Genomic DNA, 19195 nt, shown 5'->3' on the forward strand with positions numbered 1-19195 from the left:
GATCAGTCCTCGCGTGGTGCGCGCAACACCTCGACCGACACCACGCGGTACAAGGTCTCGTCAGCCTCGTAGAAGCAATAGCCATTACGACCATGACGCTTCACCTCGTACATGGCGCGGTCGGCAGCATTGCGCAACTCGTCGGCGCGGCGGCCATGTTGCGGAAACAGCGCGATGCCGATACTGCAGCCGACATAGTCCTGCTTGCCCGGGCCTATGCTTATCCACTGGCCGACTTCACGAATGATGCGGCTGGCCAGCTCGGCAAGCTGGCCGCGATCTCCCAGCTCGACCACCAGCAGGAATTCATCGCCGCCCAGCCGCGCCAGCATATCGCCCGGCGCACGGAACAGGCCCAGCCGGCGCGCAATCTCCACCAGCACCTGATCGCCGGCCTCATGCCCCCAGTTATCATTGATGTGCTTGAAGCGGTCGAGGTCCATCATCAGCACCGCCAGACTGCCCTTGCGCATCACCTGCTGTTGCAGGCGCTGCGGCAGCAACATTTCGGCGGCGCGACGATTGTAGATACCGGTCAGATGGTCGTAGTCCGCCTGGCGCTGCATCACCAGCTCGCCCTGCTTGCGGTCGGTAATATCGTAGATCAGCCCCTGGAACAGCGCCTCGCCCTGCTCCTCCCCCGAGTAGGACAGCACCACATGCCGCCACTGACCTTCGTTGGGCTCGGCCAGCTGCAAGTCCTGCATCTGCGGCTGACCCTGCATCACCGCACGCTGCAGCATGCCGTGCAGGCGTTCCGGCTGGGCAAACAGGATGTCCATCCAGTTGTCCTGCACATGCAGATGAAAAGACAACTCACCAAAGGCCGGATTATGCGTCTTGATGCGGCCATCCTTATTGATCAGGAAGATGCCGACGCTGGCCCGCTCGAACATGCCACGCAGGCGGTGTTCAAGCTCGGTAATGTGTTCGCGCAAAGCGCGTTCGCCATTTACCACCAGCTCGACCGTATTCAGCAGGCCGTTGATATCGCGCGTCAGCCGGTACAGCTCGTTGCGCGGTGCTGCGTTGGCCACCGGCAAACGCTCAGGCGAGCCGGGCAGGATCTCGTGCAACTGGCGTGACAAGCGCGTCAGCGGCCGGCTGAACACCATGAATACCGCGGTATACACCACGATGCCGGTCATGATGGACAGCGCAAACAGCCACAAGGCCGCAATACCGGCACCACGACGGGCACTGGCTTGCAAGGCAGGATAGTTCGGGGCGGCGCGCAGTTCGCCGACTTGCTGTTCACGGTTGAACGGGGCAAACAGCGGTTGGGCAACCGGAATGCCATCAAGCTTGCCCTGCGCCACCATCAGGCCATGGTCGCCTTGCAATTGCGCACCGGCCACCAGCTCGCTGGCAGTGAGGCTGCTGACCACATCATTGGCAATCTGGTTATTGCCGGTAAAGGCGGCGATTTCGGCACTCTTGCGTACTGCCTGCACCAACTCCTGCACGATGCGTTCGCCGCTACGGATTTCCTCATCGTAACGCTGCACATAGCTGATCCACGCCACGAGACCGGACAGCAGCAGGGTAGCTGCCGCTACCACCAGCGCGAGGGTCAATTGCACACTGCGATTCATCCGCTACTCCAGTACCAGCAGGACACGCACCGACTTGTCCTTGGGCAGGGCTGCCCGCGAAATGAAGCCGATCGCATTATTACGCCGCCGGACAAAATCAATTACTTCTTGCTCGCTTTCCAGCTTCAGCAAGGGTTTGCTGCGCCCGGCAAACTGCAGCTGCGCCCAATAGGCATCAATCATCGCCAGGTTCTGGCTGGTCAGATGCAGGTAAAAATCGCGGCGCAACTCGGTATCCACCACATCAACCGGCTGCACAAACACGCCAGAGGTCAGCATCAAAGGCTTGCCCAGATAAAGGTTGGCCGCCTGTTTTTTTTCCAGTTCGGGAATATTGCTGCCAGCCCCGGCGATCAGCACGAAATGCGCCTGTGCCGTACCGATCAGCCCCAGCAAGGCCAGCATCATCAACAGGAATCGGGGCATCAAAACACCCCCTGCACAGCGATCGAGACAATACTCTTGCGGATAGCCCCGCTTTCTACCGCATTACCACCGCCGAGCAAGCCGTTGCCATTGGGCCTGCTTTTCAGCTTGTCCCACTGCAATTTCAACGCCATGCCCGGTTTTACATCCCAACGCAGGCCCAGGGTGGTGCTGTGCTGATCGACACGGATGGCGTTGACCGCCTGCTCGATGCCGCGGGCGGTCTGGCTGATGCCAGCCTGCAGCAATGGCGGGTAGCCGGTCGGCTCGCTCAACTGCAGCAAAGGCTTGGTGGCATAGGCGCGGCCATAACCGACATAAGGCTGCCACGCTCCCAGGCGCACGCCCGTTGCCAGGTAATAGCTGTGAACCTCCGGGAACCACAGCGACTGGTTTTGCAGCGCCGCCACCTCGCCGCGCAGCCACCAGCCGCCCGGGTCATACACAGCCCCCAGCGCCTTATAGACCAGACGTTTGTCTTTCAACTGCAATTGATTGTGGATTTCGCCGGCTTGCGGCCAGAAAGGTTTGACACTGTCCAGCGCCTGATCCAGCAAGCCCGATGTCACCGGCTCGCTGGCAAACAGGAAAGTGGTATAGCCGGCGCGCAGAGTCAGCGCCTCGCGCAGCCACTGCAGCGTGCCGCCCCATTGCGAGCGGGTGCGCAGCCGGTAATCCTGCCCCTCGGTCGAGATAGGCAGCACGGTGCGGCTGGGCCCGACATTCAGCTTGGCCTGCCACTCACCGGCCGCATGCCAGTTGTAGGCGATGTCGGCACCGTCAAAATGGTCAACCGACAGATAGCCGTAGAATTCGTGCGGTGGCCGTACCCAGGGGTAGGCATACGAGACGCGCCGGTAATCGGACAACATGAAGGTATCCATCGCCAGCCGGCCGGCGCGCAAGGTCAGGTGCTCGGATGGCTGATAACGCACAAACAGCCGCTCGATGGCATCGCCCTTGCTGTATTCGGCCTGATCGCGCAACACCAGCTGACTGCTGGCCGACCACTGGCTGTTGAACGGCGCATCCAGCTGCAAGCCGACCACGCTGTCAGCCTTGTAAGTTGGCCGCGAGCCATAATCCGAGTTGAATTGCGACAGTGCCGGGTAAAAATGCAGCGGGCCGTCCTGATCGGTCAGCGCCAGGCTGTAAAAGCCGCTCAGCTGCCAATCCTCGAATGACGAGGTTTCCTCGCCATGCGCCTGAGCCAGCAGCGGCATGGCTGCCAAGGCAGACAACAATAAATGCTTGGCCAACATATGCCCTCCGCAGTCCGAACCTGTTGCAAGCAGTATACGTTGAATGCATACGGCGATTCGAAAGCCCCATAAAAATATCCCCTTTGCCGCTTAAGCAAAGGGGATAGTCTTTACGGCATCAATTACTTGCCGGCGACCTTCTTGTTGCGCATCAGGCACAACATGTCACAGGCGATGTGCGCCGCAGCAATGGCGGTGATTTCGCTCTGGTCGTAGCTTGGTGCCACCTCTACCACGTCCATGCCGACGATGTTCAGATCGCCCAGATTGCGGATGATCTTCAGCGCCTGCGCGGTAGTCAGGCCGCCCGGTACCGGGGTGCCGGTGCCTGGTGCAAAAGCCGGATCCAGACAGTCGATATCGAAGGTCACATACACCGGCGCATCGCCGATGGTCTTCTTGATTTCGGCGATGGTCGCGTCCACGCCGTGCTCGTGCACCCACGGTGCGCCCAGCACGTTCAGACCCATGAAATCGTCGTTCCAGGTGCGAATACCGACCTGTACCGACTTGGCCGGGTCGATCAGGCCTTCGTTTACCGCCTTGTAGAACATGGTGCCGTGATTCAGGCTGTCCGGATTGTCATCCGGCCAGGTGTCACAGTGCGCGTCAAAATGCAGCAGCGCCAGCGGCTTGCCGTACTTTTCGGCGTGTGCGATCAACAGCGGGTAGGTAACGAAGTGGTCGCCACCAAAAGTCAGCATCTTGGCGCCGGAAGCCAGAATGGTGCGGGCGTGTTCGATGATGGACGGCTTGATGGTCAGCGGGTTGTGCGCGTCAAACCAGCAATCGCCGTAATCCACCACGGCCAGATCATCAAACGGGTCAAAACCCCATGGATAAGGCTTCAGCTCGGCCAGCTGCACACTGGCGGCACGGATCGCCTGCGGGCCCATGCGCGCGCCGCTGCGGTAGGTCACGGACAGGTCCAGCGGAATGCCGGAAACCACCACGTCCACGCCTTCCAGATTGCGCGTGTAGTTGCGGCGCATGAAGGACAGCACGCCAGCGTAAGTATTTTCGATGGAAGAACCGTACAGGCTCTCGCGGCGGATCGCGCCGTCACCCTTGATTTGATCGTCAGACATGTTCGCTCCTGCAAAAAGAGCACGCCGCAGCGACGAAGCCGCGACGATTACCGTCCATCTTGAGCCCAGCCGACGGTTTAAGGCTGGTGCACCCCGTGGTGCCAGCGCGCAGTGTGCCCATCTGCACGCATCAGGGCAAGTTTAGCCGGCAAATGAAGGGCTTGCCGCGACGATACCCGGAAAAAAGACCCTGCATGGCTGCAGGGTCAAACGGATACTACGAGAAAAGAAAAACACTACAACTCCAACTTCACAGCCCTGCGATGACCACCGCCGCAGAACACGTGATCTTCAGGCCATCAGCACAGCACCCAGGCTGATAGCCAGGTAGCTCATCACGCAGCCGATTGCCACATCTAACCAGCGCCAGCTGGTCGGGCTCTTGAACAAGGGGGCCAGCAAACGTGCGCCATAACCTACCCCGCCAAACCACAAGACCGATGCACTCAGTGCACCCAGCAAAACCCACAGCCGCCCATCTACCGGCTGCATAGCCGACAGGCTGCCCATCAGCACAACCGTATCCAGCCACACCAAGGGGTTGAGCACGGTTACCAGCAAAATCTGCTGCCTCACCCGGCGCTGGCAACGCTCTGCCGCGCCATCTTCAAAGCGGGTCTTGCAAAACCATGCCGAGCGAAATGCCATGAAAGCCAGCCACAACATCAAACCCGCGCCTATCGCCGTCAATGCCTTGGCCAGGCTGGGCATTTTTTGCAACTCGGTCCCTACCCAGAAAACACCCAGCGTAATCAGTACCGCATCAAAAACAATGCAGATTGCAACAACGCGGCCAACATAGAACTTCGCCAGACCCTGCCTGAGCAGCAAGGTATTCTGCGGACCGATGCCGATGATGCTGCTGGCCATCAACAAAAATGCCGAAAGGAATATTCCGGTTTGCATCGTCAGACCAGGCCTTAACTGTCTTCGGTATGACCAAAGGTTTTGACATCCAGAATGAAACCATCCGCCTTGGCTGCTTCCCAGCGTTTCAGATATTTCTGATACGTTTCTGCCGAAGCTTTCTTGTTGGTGTGCTGCTGGTATTGCAAGACAAAAACCTTCTCGCTCAATGGCTTGAGAGACTTACTGTGCGCAATGCGGTTGGCCGCAGCAGGATCTGCCCACGCCAGTTGTGTCATCAGCAGCAGCGCTGCCCCCGCCCATCCAAAATGTCTTGCTTTCATCACGCTCTCCTTGCCGGCTTCGGGGAAATCCCCACAGTTGTCACCTGCCGTACTGTAGAAGTGCGATGTCATTTGCACATCATCAAAATTGATGAAGATTGTGATAGCAGTTATGAGTTATTGATGTAGATAATATCTATAAATTTTTCTGCTATCGGGCTGGAGGCCTGAGTCGATGCTGGAAGACGATGCCCGTGATTCACTCATCATCAATTTGTACGACAGTATTCTTGACCCCGGCCAGACCCCGGCGACATTGGCGCGGCTGGATCAATGGCTGGGCAGTGACGGCCTGCACCTGATTGGCTGGCATCAGACCCTGGATATGCCCACCCTCAGCCAGGCCACAGGCCGCCTCGCCGCCCACGTCAATACCTATACCCGCGAACTGCGTGCGATTGACCCGCGCATGGATGCAGCAATGCGCCAGCCGGTTGGCACGGTATTTCATTGCCACGAACACTTTGATAACCGCTTTGTCGCCCGTGACACCTTTTATCAGGATTACCAGATAAAGATGATCGGGATGCGTTACATCATGGGAGGGCGGGTGTACTCGCATGCCGATGAAGATGTGTTCGTGGTATTCAATCACGAGGTCGGCAAATCCCCGTTTCAGCGAGCACAACAGCAGGCCGTCAAGCAATTGCTGCCGCATTTGTCAGCCTGGTTTCGCCAGTGGCGTCACACCGAAGCACTGCGCTGCGCCGCATGGGCCGGCGAACAAGGCCTTGAGGCGATGGAACAAGGCGTTGCCCTGCTGTCGCATAACCGCAAGCTGCTGTACATGAACCCGACCGCCGAGCGCTACTTCCCTGCCCAACCTGGCAGCGGCAAACGGCATAACAAACTCGCCGCACATGCAGGCATGAACGAGGCGATCTTGCGGGTACAACGCAGCCGACAGGCGGAATGCCTGCAGATTGCCGCACCAGACAGCGGGCAAGAGTCAGTCGTTGTACATATCCTGCCGTTTCCGCGCGAGGGCATCGGTGCAGGCATGATCAAGCCGGGTTTTACCAGCCAGAAAGAAGCGAGTGCGATACGTGCCGGCGAACGGCCACCCGGCCTCGTGCTGCATGCCCAGGGAGACATTCTGCTGTTGATCAGGCCGAGAAAACGGCAGTTGCTGGCCTCTGCGGCCAACCTTACCCAGCTGTTCGGCCTGACCGTGGCCGAGAGCCGGCTGGCCCATGCACTGGCCAAGGGCAATAGTGCCGAGCAATACGCCCAGCTCAACAGCCTGAGCCCGGCCACCGTGCGCAGCCAGATCAGGGCCATTCTGCAAAAAACCGGGGAAGACAATCTGCAAAACCTGCTACGTTTGCTGGTTGCCCTCCCGGCTATCTGAAATCAGACGACAGCGCCGGCCGGCAATACTGGCTGTCCGGCGGAACGACTCGCCGACAGCCGCCCTGCAGCCAGCCAGGACACACCCAGTGCCAACAGCAGATAAATGGCCGGCACCCAGGCATTGGCAGTCAGCGCCATCAATTTGATGACAATGGCCGCACTGAAGCCGCCAAACAGGGTCACCCCGAGGCTGTAGCAAATGCCGGTGCCCAAGGCCCGACAGGACGGGGGAAAGCTCTCCATCATCAAGGCCAGCCCCGCCACGGTCAGCGCCACCGTTGTCAGCATATAAATCGACACCAGCGGCAACAACAGCCAGCGGATCTGGCCGGACAAGATACAGGCAAACAGCACAGGCACCAGCAACGCAGCCGCGGCCAGTGCATAGCGTATCATCTGCTGTCGCGACGCCAGCTTGTCGGCAAGCCGCCCGAATACTGGCGACGCACAAAGAATCACCAGACTCGCCAGCAAGGCGGCACTCTGCCCGATCACCTTGGGCCAGCCCTGCTGCTCGGCCAGATAAACCGGCAAGAAGTTAAGCATCAGATACACACTGGCCGTCGAACCGGTAATCAGCAAGGCACCCCAGAATAACTCCTGGCGGTACGACCAGATCTGCACATTATCAGTGGCCTCCCCGGCTTTCGACTCGGTCATGATCAAGGTGCGTCGCATCATCCAGATGGTTGGCACAATCAGCAAACCCAGTGCAAAAGCCAGCCGCCAGCCCCAGTCGGCAAAAACGTGTGGCGGCATTGCCTGCCCCAACGACAGCACCACAAGCGCCGCCAGCGCACTGCCGCCCCCCTGACTGGCAAACTGCCAGCTCAGCCGCCCACAGGCCTTGTTCGCCTCACCGCCTTCGAGCAAGGCCACCGAGGAGGCACTGATTTCGCCGCCCATCGAAAAACCCTGCAGCAGACGCCCAAGCACCAGAATCACACCAGCCCAGGCGCCGATCTGGGCATAAGTCGGTGCCAGCACAAACACCAGCGTCCCCAGCCCCATCAGCACAATACTCAACTGCAGTGCCGCAAGACGCCCATACTTGTCGGCATACCGCCCAAGCAAGACCGCACCGACAGGGCGCATGACAAACCCCGCACCAAACACCATGAAGGCAGCAAACAGGGAGCTCAAAGGGTCGTCAGCCGGGAAAAACTGCCGAGCAAGCGTGCTGGCCAGAAAACCGTACAAAACAAAATCATATATTTCGAGCGCATTACCGAGGGTAATCGCGCCGATCTGGCGTGGGCTTAATGCCGATTTGCCAGTACTTGAATGCCGCTCAACCATATCGAAACCCGTATAACTGTTTGATTCGGTGCGCATACTACAAGCCTGCCAATGCTATAGAAATGAAAATCCCGTCAGCACACGCCAACGGGATTTTTTTTGTTGCAGTGCAACTACATTTATCTGCCACTGATAAGCCATAATTATTAAAAGGTTGGCCGCAGATTGCGGCCAACCTTGCACTGCCGGATCAAGGCAGCGAGTAGGGTTTCAGGCCGGGGTGACGCTTCACCACCGCCCACGGGATTACGCTCCAGTCGGGGTTGTCACACACCCGCGCCACGCGCGGGAAGTAGGCCCCGAACACGATGCCCTTCGGCGTCAGGCGCCAGCCACTGTCGTGCCAGACAGCCGGATCATGGTAATCACAGCCCTCATCACCGCTATCTTCGGCAAATTCGGCCGGATACAGTTGCTGCAGGGTGCGCAGCAACCACGGGTTAAACACCGCCGAGCTGTATTGCGGGTCAAGCAGCTCGCCCTTGTCATTGCGCAATGGGCCGGCCGGTTTTTTCCCTAGCCACAGGATGTCCTCCAGCACCAGTTCGCGGCCACTGGCAACGTCCAGATTCAGCGAGCTGTCTTCAAAATCGGGGTGGGCACCGCCGCAAAAATAGGCTGTCTGGATGCGGGTGCTGAATAACTGCGTGCCCAGCAAACCGGGCGTCACACTCACCTCGTAATCCGCCCCGGCACTACGCGCGCCACCGGCGATGCAGTCAAAGTAGGCCGCCACCGACTGCCACTGCGCCATTGCCAGTTGCTGGTTCAGCCGCTCGCGCACGGCATCCGGATAACCGGCTTCCAGCCGGAAGAAGGTCACCTTGCTGACCGGCTCCTGCCACCACTGCAAGCCATGCCCCTGCACCGTTTCACGCTTGCCGGCTTTCAGCTGCATCGCGGCCAGACGCACATAGTTGTAGGGGTCGGACTGTCGCATGGCGCTGCGTGCCGCATCCTCGCTGCGCGGCCATTCGGCCGGCTGGTAAGGCTGCAGGCTGACACTCACCGCCTGCTTTGCCTTGGGCCCGCGCCATTCGCCGCGCCAGCCCTTGCCATCGGCCTTCAGGCGAAAATCGCTGCGCGTGGTGTCGTAGGGCAGGTTCTCGCCCAGCACCAGACTGCCATCGGCGGCCAACTGCCCGTCCAGCGCAATGTCCTGCAGATGCTTGCGATAGAAATAGCGGCCGCTGACTTCACGGTCCTTGCCGATCTCCAGCGTCATCACCACCTCGCTGCCACCGACCTTGCCTTGCAGCAGCAGGTTCTGGGCAAACAAGGGGCTGGCCAGCAGGCATAAGCATAAGCCCAAGACTTTATTCATCACGCCACTCTCCTGATTCGCTGCATGGATTTTATTGCAGCGAGTATATCGGCGTCGCGATGGCCGGCAACCATATGGCGTAAAGCCTGGCCACAAGGCCGCAATATGCAACAAGGCCCCGCCGCAGGCGGGGCCTTGTCATTTACCACGACAGTAATCGCTGACTCAGCTGCCGATTACGCCGCCATCCAGCTTGCGCACCACCACGGTGGCGGCACGCGGACGGCCGGCATTCGGGCCATCCGGCCAGGCCGAGATCGCGGTCGGCTTGGCCGGGTCATTGCGCTCGCTGTCCGGCTCGCCCGGATGCTGGATGTTGACGAACATGGTCTTGTTGTCCGGCGTGAAGGCGAGGCCGGTAATCTCGCAACCGTTCGGGCCGGTCAGGAAGCGGCGGAACTCGCCAGACTCGGGCAGCACGGCCACCATCTGGTTGTTACCCATGCCCTTGTACTCCTTCATGTTGACGGTGGAGGTCGACACATCGGTCTGCACCCACAGCACGCCTTGATGGTCAAATACCAGGCCGTCCGGGCTGCCGAAGGCATCACCCTTGATATTGCCGACATGCTCCTGCTTGGCGGCATCCGGGCGGCCTGCCAGCACGAAGATGTCCCACTTGAAGCTCAGGCTCGCAGCATCGTTGCCGTTTTCCAGCCAGTGCATGATGTGGCCGAAGCGGTTGTCGTTGCGCGGGTTGGCTGCATCAACACCCGGCTTGCCATCCTTGCCGCGATCGCTGTTATTGGTCAGCGTGCAGTACACGCTGCCCGGACGCTGCGGGTCAACGGCGATCCATTCCGGCCTGTCCATCTTGGTGGCACCCACCTTGTCGGCGGCCATACGCGCCATGATCACCACCGCGCCCTGATCGGCAAAACCGTTGTCAGCAGTCAGGCCGTTCTGGCCATGTACCAGTGGCAGCCACTGGCCATTGCCGTCGGCGTCAAAGCGCGCCACGTACAGCGTACCTTCGGCCAGCAGGCCCATATTGGCCTTGCGGTTTTTCGCGTCGTACTTGCTCTTGGACACAAACTTGTAGATGTACTCGAAGCGCTGGTCGTCGCCCATATACACCACGGCATGGCCGCTCGGGGCGATGGTCACGGTGGCGCCTTCGTGCTTGAAGCGGCCCAGTGCCGTGTGCTTCACCGGCTTGGATGTGGCATCGAACGGGTCGATCTCCACCACCCAGCCAAAGCGGTTGGCTTCGTTCGGGTTGATCTGCAAATCAAAGCGGAAGTCTTCCTTCGCCCAGTTGTAACCCGCGCCGGTAGCATTGATGCCGTAGCGTTTTTCGTTGGCCGACAGCGTGCCGGAATTGTTCTCGAAGTAACCGTCCCAGTTTTCTTCGCAGGTCAGATAAGTGCCCCACGGCGTCTGGCCGTTAGCGCAGTTATTGAAGGTGCCCAGAATCTCCACGCCCTTCGGGTCGGCTTCGGTCTGCATCAGCGCATGGCCATGTGCCGGGCCGCTGATCGCCATCGGGGTATTGGCATGAATGCGACGTGCGTACTTCGACGGACGCACCACTTTCCAGCCCTTGCCGGCACCTTGTGCCTCGACTTCAATCACCGACACACCGTGGGCGTGCTGCGATTTCAGCACCTTGTCGGCATTCCAGTTCTTCATGCCATCCGTGTGCAGCAGGCCGTCGTCGGTGTATTCGTGGTTCATCGCCAGAATGCCGCTCTTGCTGCCGGTTGCGCCCAGCGGCAGCGGGAAGTAAGCCATGCCGTCGTGGTGCATGCCGGCCTGCAGCGCCTGCTCGGCCGCAGTGTTCGACGCATCCTGCCTGAAAGCCGGCATCTGACCCTTGATACCCACCGGATCGCCCCAGGCGTACAGCACCTCGGCGACATAGCCCTGCGGCACCACCACCTTGTCTTCAAAGCCGAACGGCACCGGGCTAAAGCCCAGCTTGCCACGCACCATCTTGCCTGCCGGTGCCGCCTTGCCGGCCGCTTCGGCCAGGGTGGCGAACGAGCCGGACAACAGACCGGCCGCGCCCAGTGCGCCAGTACCCTTCAGCAGGCCGCGACGCGAAAAGCGCGCGTCCAGCACGTCGGACAGCGCCGGGTTGTTACAGGTGTTGGACACATCGTTAACACCATACTGTTTGAACTTGTAGCTATCTGACATGCTGACCTCGAAGATTCATCGGAACGAATCCCGACACCTTAGGTGACAAAGATGACAATCAGCTCACAAAAACATGACGATATTGTTTCGATTCATATAGAGCATGAAACAGCATCTTTGCGGCCAACCTCTGCTGGCGCTGACAACCTGCCTGACGAAGCATGATTTGGCTGAACGCCTCAGCCAGCCGGCTGCGCCGCCGCCAGCAGCCAGTCACGCACCGTGGCCACCGCCGCGCTCAGACCTGTCTCGGGGCTGACCACGTAATAGGCAAAACCGGCCAGAGTGTGATCGTGACAGCGCAGCAAGGTGCCGGCGGCCAGCTCGCACTCCAGCAGTGCCTCGCTCAGCAAGGCCACGCCCAAGCCGGCCATGGCCGCCTCGATCGCATTGATCTCGTCGGTAAAACGGGTGGCTGTGGCGTAATCAGGCGGCGGCAAGGCCGTGCCGGCAAACCACGCCGGCCAGTCCAGCGCCGCAAAGCCGGCCTCGCTGCAGTCATAGCGGATCAGGTGCCACTGCCGGCTATCGTTGGCCGCCACACCGGGGCGCGCCACCACCGTCAGCCGGTCGTGAATCAGCAAATCACTCGCCAGCCCCGGATACTGGCCGCGGCCATAGCGGATAGCCAGATCCACCCCGCCCGGCGCCACCCTCTCCGGCTGATAAGACGCGTGTACCTTCAGGCCGATATCGGGATAACGCGCATTGAAAGCCGCCATGCGCGGAATCAGCCACTGCGTGACAAAAGCCGGCGTCGCGCTGACCGTCACCACCGGCCGCGCCTGCGCCAGTTGTTCCAGCGCGCAAAGCCCTGCCTCCAGCCGGCTCATCGCCTCGCGCACCGCCGTGTGCAACACCGTGCCGGCCGGCGTCAGCGCGATTTCGCGCACGCGCCGCTCGAACAGCACCACGCCCAGCTCGTCTTCCAGCGAGCGGATCTGATGGGTAATCGCCGTCGGGCTGAGGCTCAGCTCCTGTGCGGCCAACTTGAAGCTCAGATGACGCGCGGCAGCATCAAAACCGCGCAAGGTATTAAGCGGGGGCAGTCGTCTTTTTTGGCTCACGGCTGAATTTGTTTCAGTTATCAGATCAGAAATCATCATTTGTCGCCGCTATGGTGCCGCAGCACACTGCAGACACTCACCACCGGAGACCGAAGATGACCACGATACTTCATATGGATAGCAGCGCGCGAGCCGGCCGTTCCGGCCACGATGCCCACGGCTCGCACACCCGCCGCCTCAGCCACGCCTTTGTCAGCCAATGGCAAGCCCGCGACCCCGCCGTGCAAGTGCGCTACCGCGACGTCGGCGCAGCGCCGCCACAGCCGATCAGCGGCGACTGGGTGGCCGCCGCCTTCACCCGCCCCGAGCAGCGCAGCGCCGCCATGCACGCGGTACTGGCCGAGAGCGACAGTCTGGTGGACGAACTGCTGGTGGCCGACATCATCGTCGTCGGCCTGCCGATGTACAACTTCGGCCCACCCGCCCAGTTCAAGGCCTATATCGACAACATCGTGCGCGTTGGCCGCACCTTCGGCTTTGACCGCAGCAAGCCGCAACCCTACTGGCCGCTGCTGGCCGAACAGAACAAAACCCTGGTGCTGCTGTCGGCACGCGGCGGTTACGACTACCAGCCCGGCGGGCAATACCACAGCCTCAACCACGTCGAACCGATGGTCGAAGCCGCCTTCGGCTACCTCGGCGTCACCGACCAGCACCGCATCGCCGTCGAATACGACGAATTCGGCGACGAAAGGCTGGCGCTGTCACTGGCCCAGGCCGAAGCCGACATCGCCACGCTGACCGCCAGCCTGATCGCCAGCCGGCTGCCACTCAAAGTCTGAGTGCAAGGCCGCGCCGGCAGATAAGCAAAAGGTTGGCCGCAAGCTCGAAAGCCTGCGGCCAACCTTGGTGTGTATTGCTGTTATTTGAGGCGGAACAGATTGCGCAGGGCGAGGCCCATCAGGAAGAGCGCGGCCAGCGAAAGTGCTTTGTGCAGAGCCAGCACCAGAACCGGCACGTCCTTGAAAAGGCTCTCACCGCCATCTTTAAAATTATCGAGCTTGTCAAAACCGGAAAAAGGCAAAGCCTGGGCAAGACTGAATTCGTACCATTTTGTCGAACCCTCACAAGCAGGTTCAAACAACCAGCATGAAGGTAATTCATTGCTGTAATACCCATAAACCTGTGCGAACGCCAACAACAAAACAAGGAAAGCGACAAATGGCCGCCACAGGCTGAAGCCATAATCACTCGTGAACTGATAAGTCTCAAATAACAAACGACGCAAGCACTGCTTACATCTGTATTGCTTGGACTCCTCTGCCAGCTCTAATTTGTAGAAGAGTAGTTCTGTTTTTAAATCCTGCTGTTTGTTGAAAAATTGCTTCAGCGTCCGATAAGAATCAACTCGGCCTCTACCATACCTCGCAGCAGGAAATGATTTCTCGTCAAATTTTATGCTTTGGTGTATTTCACAACCATGAAATACCGGAGGCAATCCAAATTCGACACGACGGGCTGGTTCTTGCTTTTCCTCCCAAGACAACTTGCCATCATCACCCATTGCCACACCTTTTTCATTCCTTTTTACCTGCCGGGTAACAACACCAAAATTGGCTTTGCTTTTGAATTTCCGATTAGTGAAATCAACGCCTGATTTAAAGTATGAACCGGCGAATGAAATTACCGAGAAACAATCAGGGCTAACACTTTTCCATTGCGCCTGATCTTTGATCGCTGTTATTTGTTTTTGCTCTACAGGATGGTCATAAAAACTGCGAGGCACCAAATCCCAACTACTAGCGGAGAAGTCGACATCATCCTCCCAAGTGCAAGCGAGAAAATTGGCATCATCACCGAATTGCGCACCTTGGAAATTAGCCTTGCCTAACCAGTGCGCATTCTCGAAGCACGCACGACGCCCCCAGTGTGCCCACTGATATTCAACATTTCCATGCCAGCAAGCATCTATGAAATTTGTATCGACTCCCCACAGAACCAGCTTGAAACTGGCTCCTGTGCCCCACTGCGCTAACTGAAACGTTGATTGATCACCAAAAGTTGCACACCTGAACTCAGCTTCATCACCCCATTCTGCACGCAAAAATTTTGCTTGCGCTTCCCATCTTGCGGATCTGAAACAAGCACGATTTCCCCAACTTGCGTCAGTAAAATCAGGTCCCGGTAACCAATGTGTTTCACTGAAATCACAATCGTCACCCCATTCCGTATTTACAAACTTGGCCACAAGTCCGAATTTGGTCTTATAGAAATTAGCACCAGCGCCAAATTTAAAACCACTAAAGTCAATGCCGACACGCTCACTGAAGTCATGGCTCGAAAAGTCAATATGGTTTTCGTAAACGGCTTGCCGATCAGGCGGGGAGATTCGCACCACCGGAAACGCCCCCCGCCACGCATTCCACGCTTCCTTCCCCAGCTTCGCCAAGGCCAAGCATCCCGCCTTGCTGATATTGTCGGGCGTGCCATGCTCATGCTCGTCGCCGGCAAACAGCTGCTGCACTTCCGGCGGCAGGGTGGTGAGGCGGTCGGCAACGGAGAGCTGTTCGGGTTTTACGCTATCGTTCATGGTCGGGCAGATTCAGGGTTATCAACAGGACGGGGCAAAGGCCGGATTTATCCACAGCTTGCGTCTTCGCAATGACAATGGGGCAAAGGCCTGGCCATGCTAATGAAGTACGCCGGCAAAGGCCAGCCGCCGGTTTGCGGTCAACCCTGAAAGACAAAAGCCAACGGCCCCGCAGGGCCGTTGGCTTTTTTGCTGATCAGCAGGCTTTGACTGGCCTGCCCGGCAACAGCCGTTTTTGCAGGGCGCGCAGCTTGTCGGCGCGCTCGGCATCCAGCTCGGTAAAGCGCAGGCTGGTGATCTTGCTGCTTTCGCCGCGCACATCGACCTTGGCCTTGTCGTAGCCGGCGGCTTGCAGGCGTTTGACGAGGTCGCGGGCGGCGGCTTCGCGGCCAAACAGGCCCAGCGACAGCTGGCCTTTGAACGGGCCGTCGTTTTTCACGATATAGCTGTCAAAGCCCTTGCCTTTGAGCTCGGCTACCAGGGTCAGGGTTTCGGCCTGGGTGGCCAGCGGCGGGTAGTAGACCCAGGCTTTGCCGCTGCCGCGCTGCTCTTCGGTCACGCTGGCAATCGGCTGCTTGAGCAGCTTCAACAGCGGCAGGCCGCCTTGCACACGCTCGAGCTGGGCCGGGTCGAGATTGCCCCACTGCAGACACTGACCGGCGTCGGCCGTCTTGCTGGCGGGTTTGTCTGCGGGCACGACGGCCGGCTTGTCGGCGGGCTTGGCCATGGTCTTGTCAGCCGGGGTGGCTGCGGCCAACTTGTCCTTGCCTTGGGTGGCGCTGACGACCACGGCAGCCACGGCCTTGTCGGCGGCCAGCTTGGCTTCGGCTGCCTTGGCGGCATCCTGCGGCTTGGCGAGGGCCAGTGGCGCGCTGGCCGGCTGCAGGCTGTGCGGTGCCGAGGCGCTGGCCGGTGCGGCGGCCGCCGGTGTCGAGGCGGCGGTGTTGACGCTCAGATCAGGCCGCCAGTCGGGGGCCAGCAGCTTGAGCTGGCTGGCGTTGATATCCTGCGCGCCAATCTGGCTGGCCGGCGTTTGCTTGAGATAGCCGTACAGGCCTACCAGCATATTCAGTACCACGATCAGGATCAGAAACCATTTCATGTGTTGTCCGCCACCTTGGCCAAACCGTAAATGACAAGATTATCCACCATCTGCAGCGGTGCCGGGAGATGGGGCTGTAACAGGGCGGCATCGCCGCCGGTAAGCAGGGTCAGCACTTCGCGGCCTGTGCGTGCGGCCAACCTTTGCCGCATGCGCTCGACCGCGCCGCAGAGTGCGTCGATCGCGCCGCTGCCCAAGGCATCTTCGGTGCCCTGCGGAAAATCGCAGACCGCGCCTGCCGGGCGGTCGAGATTGGCGGTGTGGCGCGCGAGGCTGTCCAGCATCAGCCGGTAGCCGGGCAGGATCAGCCCGCCCAGATAGTCGCCTTCGGCCGTCAGCGCCTCTACGGTCAACGCGGTGCCGGCACTGGCAATCACCACATCGCCCGTCACCAGCTGGCGTGCGCCGAGTACCGCCAGCCAGCGGTCCGGCCCCTGTTCGGCCAGCAGGCGGTAATGATTGTGCACGCCGGCGGCTTCGCGTTGCGCGACTTGCCATAGCACGGTCTGTGGTGCGGCGGCCTCGATGGCGGCGCGAATGTCGGCACGCGCCACGTTGGCCGCAAAGACGCTCGCCACCTGCAAGCCTTGCCAGTCACTCGCCAGCTGCGCGATATCGGCGTGGGCAATGGCGGTAACCGGCGACACCTCGGCACCATCCCACAGCGCCCATTTCACCCGGCTGTTGCCGGCATCAATCAGCAGTTTCACGTTGCGCTCCGCAAGCTGACTTCGCCGACATGGAAGACGCGCTGGCCGCTGGCGGTATCCACCAGCAAGGCACCGTGAGCATCGACCCCTGCCAGCGAGCCTTCAACCGGCTCGCCGTGGCTGAATTGCAGCCGCACCGGCTGGCCAAGATAGGCGGCACAGGCCAGCCACTCTTCACGGAAGGCGGCAAAGCCGTCGCGGTCAAACTGCGTCAGCACGGCCACCAGTTCGTCGAGTATTGCCGCCAGCAAGGCATTGCGGCCAACCTCGATGCCGGCTTTGGCCAGCGCGGCGACCGGCTGGTCGATTTCGCCTGGGTCGCCGACATTCAGGCCGATGCCGAGTACCACCGCAGCCGGGCCGAGTGCATCGCCGGACAGCTCGATCAGGATGCCGGCGAGCTTCTTGCCATCCAGCAGCACGTCGTTCGGCCACTTCAGCGCCACCGGCGCATCGAATCGGCGCAAGGCGCGCACCAGCGCAACACCAACCGCCAGCGACAGGCCGGACAAGCCTCCCATGCCGCGCTCAAAACGCCACAGCAAGGAGAAGGTCAACCCCGCGCCGAGCGGCATCTGCCAGCGCCGGCCAAGGCGGCCACGGCCGGCGGTCTGCCATTCTGCGGCCAACATCAGGCCATGCGGTGCACCTTGTGCCGCCATCGCCATCAGCCGCGTATTGCTGGAGTCCAGCTGTTCGGCAGTGGCAATAGTCAGCACCTCAGCCGCCGTCTCGCCGAGCCCGGCGCGTATCGCCACGCCATCCAGCAATTCAAAAGGCTGCGGCAGGCGATAGCCCTGCCCGCGCACGCTGAAGATGGTCAGGCCGAAGTCGCTTTCCAGCTGATGCACGGCCTGCCACACCAGGGTACGCGAGCAGCCAAGCGACTGCGCCATCGCCTCGCCGGAGTGAAAGCGGCCATCGGCCAGCTGACGCAGTACCGCAAAGGCCAGATCGTTCATTGGCCTTCCACTGCGCGGATTTTCTTGATGGTGGCGGTGGTCGAGGTATCAAACAGGAAAGGGATGGAATGGACTGCCCCACCACGCGCCAGCGTCTCGGCGCTGCCGACTATCTTGTCTACCGTCCAGTCACCGCCTTTGACCAGCACGTCAGGCTTTACCAGCTCGATCAGCTCGGCCGGGGTGTCGGCATCAAACCAGGTCACGAGGTCGATGCACTCGAGGGCGGCCAGTACGGCGGCGCGATTCAACTCGTTATTGATCGGGCGATCGTCGCCTTTGCCCAGACGTTTCACCGAGGCATCGGTATTCAGACCCAGCACCAGCGAGGCGCCCAGCGCACGCGCCTGCGCCAGATAGGTCACATGGCCGCGATGCAGGATGTCAAAACAGCCATTGGTAAACACGATAGGACGCGGCAAGGCGGCCAGCTTCTCGGCCAGCTGCTCTGGCGGGCAGATTTTCTGTTCGAAAGAAGGGGTCGGATAGCTCATGGGTGCATTTCCAGCAAGATGGCCCGCATGCGGGCCAGATTTCGGACAGCCGACAGCATACCACTGCGGCCAAGCTCGCCCAAACCCTGCTGCAATGCAAAAAGCCCGGACGATTGTCCGGGCTTCATTATGGGGTTCTGGCGATGTCCTACTTTCACACCGGCAATCGGCACTATCATCGGCGCTAAAGCGTTTCACGGTCCTGTTCGGAATGGGAAGGCGTGGAGCCACTTCGCTATGGTCACCAGAAAAAACTGGTCGTTTACCGGCAACTGGCCGAGTAAACCAAAGCCCGACTCATGGAGTCGGGCTTTTGTCGGGGAGTCTGGCGGTGTCCTACTTTCACACAGGCAATCTGCACTATCATCGGCGCTAAGGCGTTTCACGGTCCTGTTCGGAATGGGAAGGCGTGGGACCACCTCGCTATGGCCACCAGACATTAACTTGTATACAAACTCAAAGCCGAATTCGGTAGATTCTTGTATCTTACGCGTCGCTGCTTCAAAGCAACTCAATTGATAGGGTCAAGCCTCACGAGCAATTAGTATCGGTTAGCTACACGCCTCACAGCGCTTCCACACCCGACCTATCAACGTCCTGGTCTCGAACGACTCTTCAGGGAGGTCAAGCCTCCAGGGAAGTCTCATCTTC

At 60.0% G+C, this 19195-nt stretch carries 17 protein-coding genes and 3 rRNA genes; 2 read left to right on the top strand and 18 right to left on the bottom strand.

Annotated features, from left to right (window positions below):
* Positions 1-2 precede the first annotated feature (2 nt).
* The 6 genes from ACZ9W6_RS03945 to ACZ9W6_RS03970 form a co-directional block, all read right to left on the bottom strand.
* Positions 3-1595, bottom strand: coding sequence for a diguanylate cyclase domain-containing protein (locus ACZ9W6_RS03945; RefSeq protein ID WP_465189781.1), 1593 nt, complete (start codon positions 1593-1595; stop codon positions 3-5).
* Positions 1596-1598: 3 nt separating this feature from the next.
* The gene (locus tag ACZ9W6_RS03950; RefSeq protein WP_465189782.1) at positions 1599-2021 is read right to left on the bottom strand and encodes a hypothetical protein; all 423 of its coding nucleotides are present in this window, start codon (positions 2019-2021) and stop codon (positions 1599-1601) included.
* A complete protein-coding gene (locus ACZ9W6_RS03955; RefSeq protein ID WP_465189783.1) occupies positions 2021-3283 on the bottom strand; it encodes a hypothetical protein in 1263 nt (420 codons plus the stop codon). Before ACZ9W6_RS03955 ends, ACZ9W6_RS03950 begins: the two co-directional genes overlap by 1 nt.
* Before the next feature lie 122 nt (positions 3284-3405).
* Positions 3406-4371 carry an agmatinase gene (gene speB / locus ACZ9W6_RS03960; RefSeq protein ID WP_465189784.1) on the bottom strand — a complete coding sequence of 322 codons (966 nt, stop codon included), beginning with the start codon at positions 4369-4371 and terminating at the stop codon, positions 3406-3408.
* A gap of 291 nt (positions 4372-4662) precedes the next feature.
* On the bottom strand, positions 4663-5241 hold the full coding sequence (locus tag ACZ9W6_RS03965) for a LysE/ArgO family amino acid transporter (RefSeq protein WP_465189785.1): 579 nt from the start codon (positions 5239-5241) through the stop codon (positions 4663-4665).
* A 50-nt stretch (positions 5242-5291) separates the two neighbouring features.
* Positions 5292-5633, bottom strand: coding sequence for a hypothetical protein (locus ACZ9W6_RS03970; RefSeq protein ID WP_465189786.1), 342 nt, complete (start codon positions 5631-5633; stop codon positions 5292-5294).
* 103 nt (positions 5634-5736) lie between these two features.
* On the opposite strand from ACZ9W6_RS03970, the gene ACZ9W6_RS03975 reads away from it, so the two are divergent.
* Positions 5737-6912 (top strand): helix-turn-helix transcriptional regulator, encoded by a 1176-nt coding sequence (locus ACZ9W6_RS03975; RefSeq protein WP_465189787.1) that lies wholly within the window; start codon positions 5737-5739, stop codon positions 6910-6912.
* Between the two features lie 2 nt (positions 6913-6914).
* Here the strand turns inward: ACZ9W6_RS03975 and ACZ9W6_RS03980 are convergent, their stop codons facing one another.
* The 4 genes from ACZ9W6_RS03980 to ACZ9W6_RS03995 all read right to left on the bottom strand — a co-directional run bounded on the left by ACZ9W6_RS03980 (position 6915) and on the right by ACZ9W6_RS03995 (position 12746).
* A complete protein-coding gene (locus ACZ9W6_RS03980; RefSeq protein ID WP_465189788.1) occupies positions 6915-8249 on the bottom strand; it encodes an MFS transporter in 1335 nt (444 codons plus the stop codon).
* 154 nt (positions 8250-8403) lie between these two features.
* Positions 8404-9537, bottom strand: a complete 1134-nt coding sequence (locus ACZ9W6_RS03985; RefSeq protein WP_465189789.1) for a hypothetical protein — start codon at positions 9535-9537, stop codon at positions 8404-8406.
* A 165-nt stretch (positions 9538-9702) separates the two neighbouring features.
* Positions 9703-11679, bottom strand: coding sequence for a PhoX family protein (locus tag ACZ9W6_RS03990; RefSeq protein ID WP_465189790.1), 1977 nt, complete (start codon positions 11677-11679; stop codon positions 9703-9705).
* 179 nt (positions 11680-11858) lie between these two features.
* Positions 11859-12746 (bottom strand): LysR substrate-binding domain-containing protein, encoded by an 888-nt coding sequence (locus tag ACZ9W6_RS03995; RefSeq protein WP_465189791.1) that lies wholly within the window; start codon positions 12744-12746, stop codon positions 11859-11861.
* 95 nt (positions 12747-12841) lie between these two features.
* On the opposite strand from ACZ9W6_RS03995, the gene ACZ9W6_RS04000 reads away from it, so the two are divergent.
* On the top strand, positions 12842-13528 hold the full coding sequence (locus tag ACZ9W6_RS04000; RefSeq protein ID WP_465189792.1) for an FMN-dependent NADH-azoreductase: 687 nt from the start codon (positions 12842-12844) through the stop codon (positions 13526-13528).
* A gap of 80 nt (positions 13529-13608) precedes the next feature.
* Here the strand turns inward: ACZ9W6_RS04000 and ACZ9W6_RS04005 are convergent, their stop codons facing one another.
* The 8 genes from ACZ9W6_RS04005 to ACZ9W6_RS04040 all read right to left on the bottom strand — a co-directional run.
* The gene (locus ACZ9W6_RS04005; RefSeq protein WP_465189793.1) at positions 13609-15276 is read right to left on the bottom strand and encodes a pentapeptide repeat-containing protein; all 1668 of its coding nucleotides are present in this window, start codon (positions 15274-15276) and stop codon (positions 13609-13611) included.
* Positions 15277-15472: 196 nt separating this feature from the next.
* Positions 15473-16378, bottom strand: coding sequence for an SPOR domain-containing protein (locus ACZ9W6_RS04010; RefSeq protein WP_465189794.1), 906 nt, complete (start codon positions 16376-16378; stop codon positions 15473-15475).
* Positions 16375-17088, bottom strand: coding sequence for a type III pantothenate kinase (locus ACZ9W6_RS04015; RefSeq protein ID WP_465189795.1), 714 nt, complete (start codon positions 17086-17088; stop codon positions 16375-16377). Before ACZ9W6_RS04015 ends, ACZ9W6_RS04010 begins: the two co-directional genes overlap by 4 nt.
* Entirely contained in the window at positions 17085-18050 is a 966-nt protein-coding gene (locus ACZ9W6_RS04020) for a biotin--[acetyl-CoA-carboxylase] ligase (RefSeq protein ID WP_465189796.1), read from the bottom strand. The genes ACZ9W6_RS04015 and ACZ9W6_RS04020 overlap by 4 nt, the downstream gene beginning before the upstream one ends.
* On the bottom strand, positions 18047-18544 hold the full coding sequence (rfaE2, locus tag ACZ9W6_RS04025; RefSeq protein WP_465189797.1) for a D-glycero-beta-D-manno-heptose 1-phosphate adenylyltransferase: 498 nt from the start codon (positions 18542-18544) through the stop codon (positions 18047-18049). The genes ACZ9W6_RS04020 and rfaE2 overlap by 4 nt, the downstream gene beginning before the upstream one ends.
* Before the next feature lie 135 nt (positions 18545-18679).
* Positions 18680-18793 (bottom strand): 5S ribosomal RNA (gene rrf / locus ACZ9W6_RS04030).
* Between the two features lie 74 nt (positions 18794-18867).
* Positions 18868-18981, bottom strand: a 5S ribosomal RNA gene (rrf, locus tag ACZ9W6_RS04035).
* A gap of 83 nt (positions 18982-19064) precedes the next feature.
* A 23S ribosomal RNA gene (locus ACZ9W6_RS04040) occupies positions 19065-19195 on the bottom strand; the annotation flags it as partial.

This window comes from Vogesella lacus, from assembly GCF_979366295.1.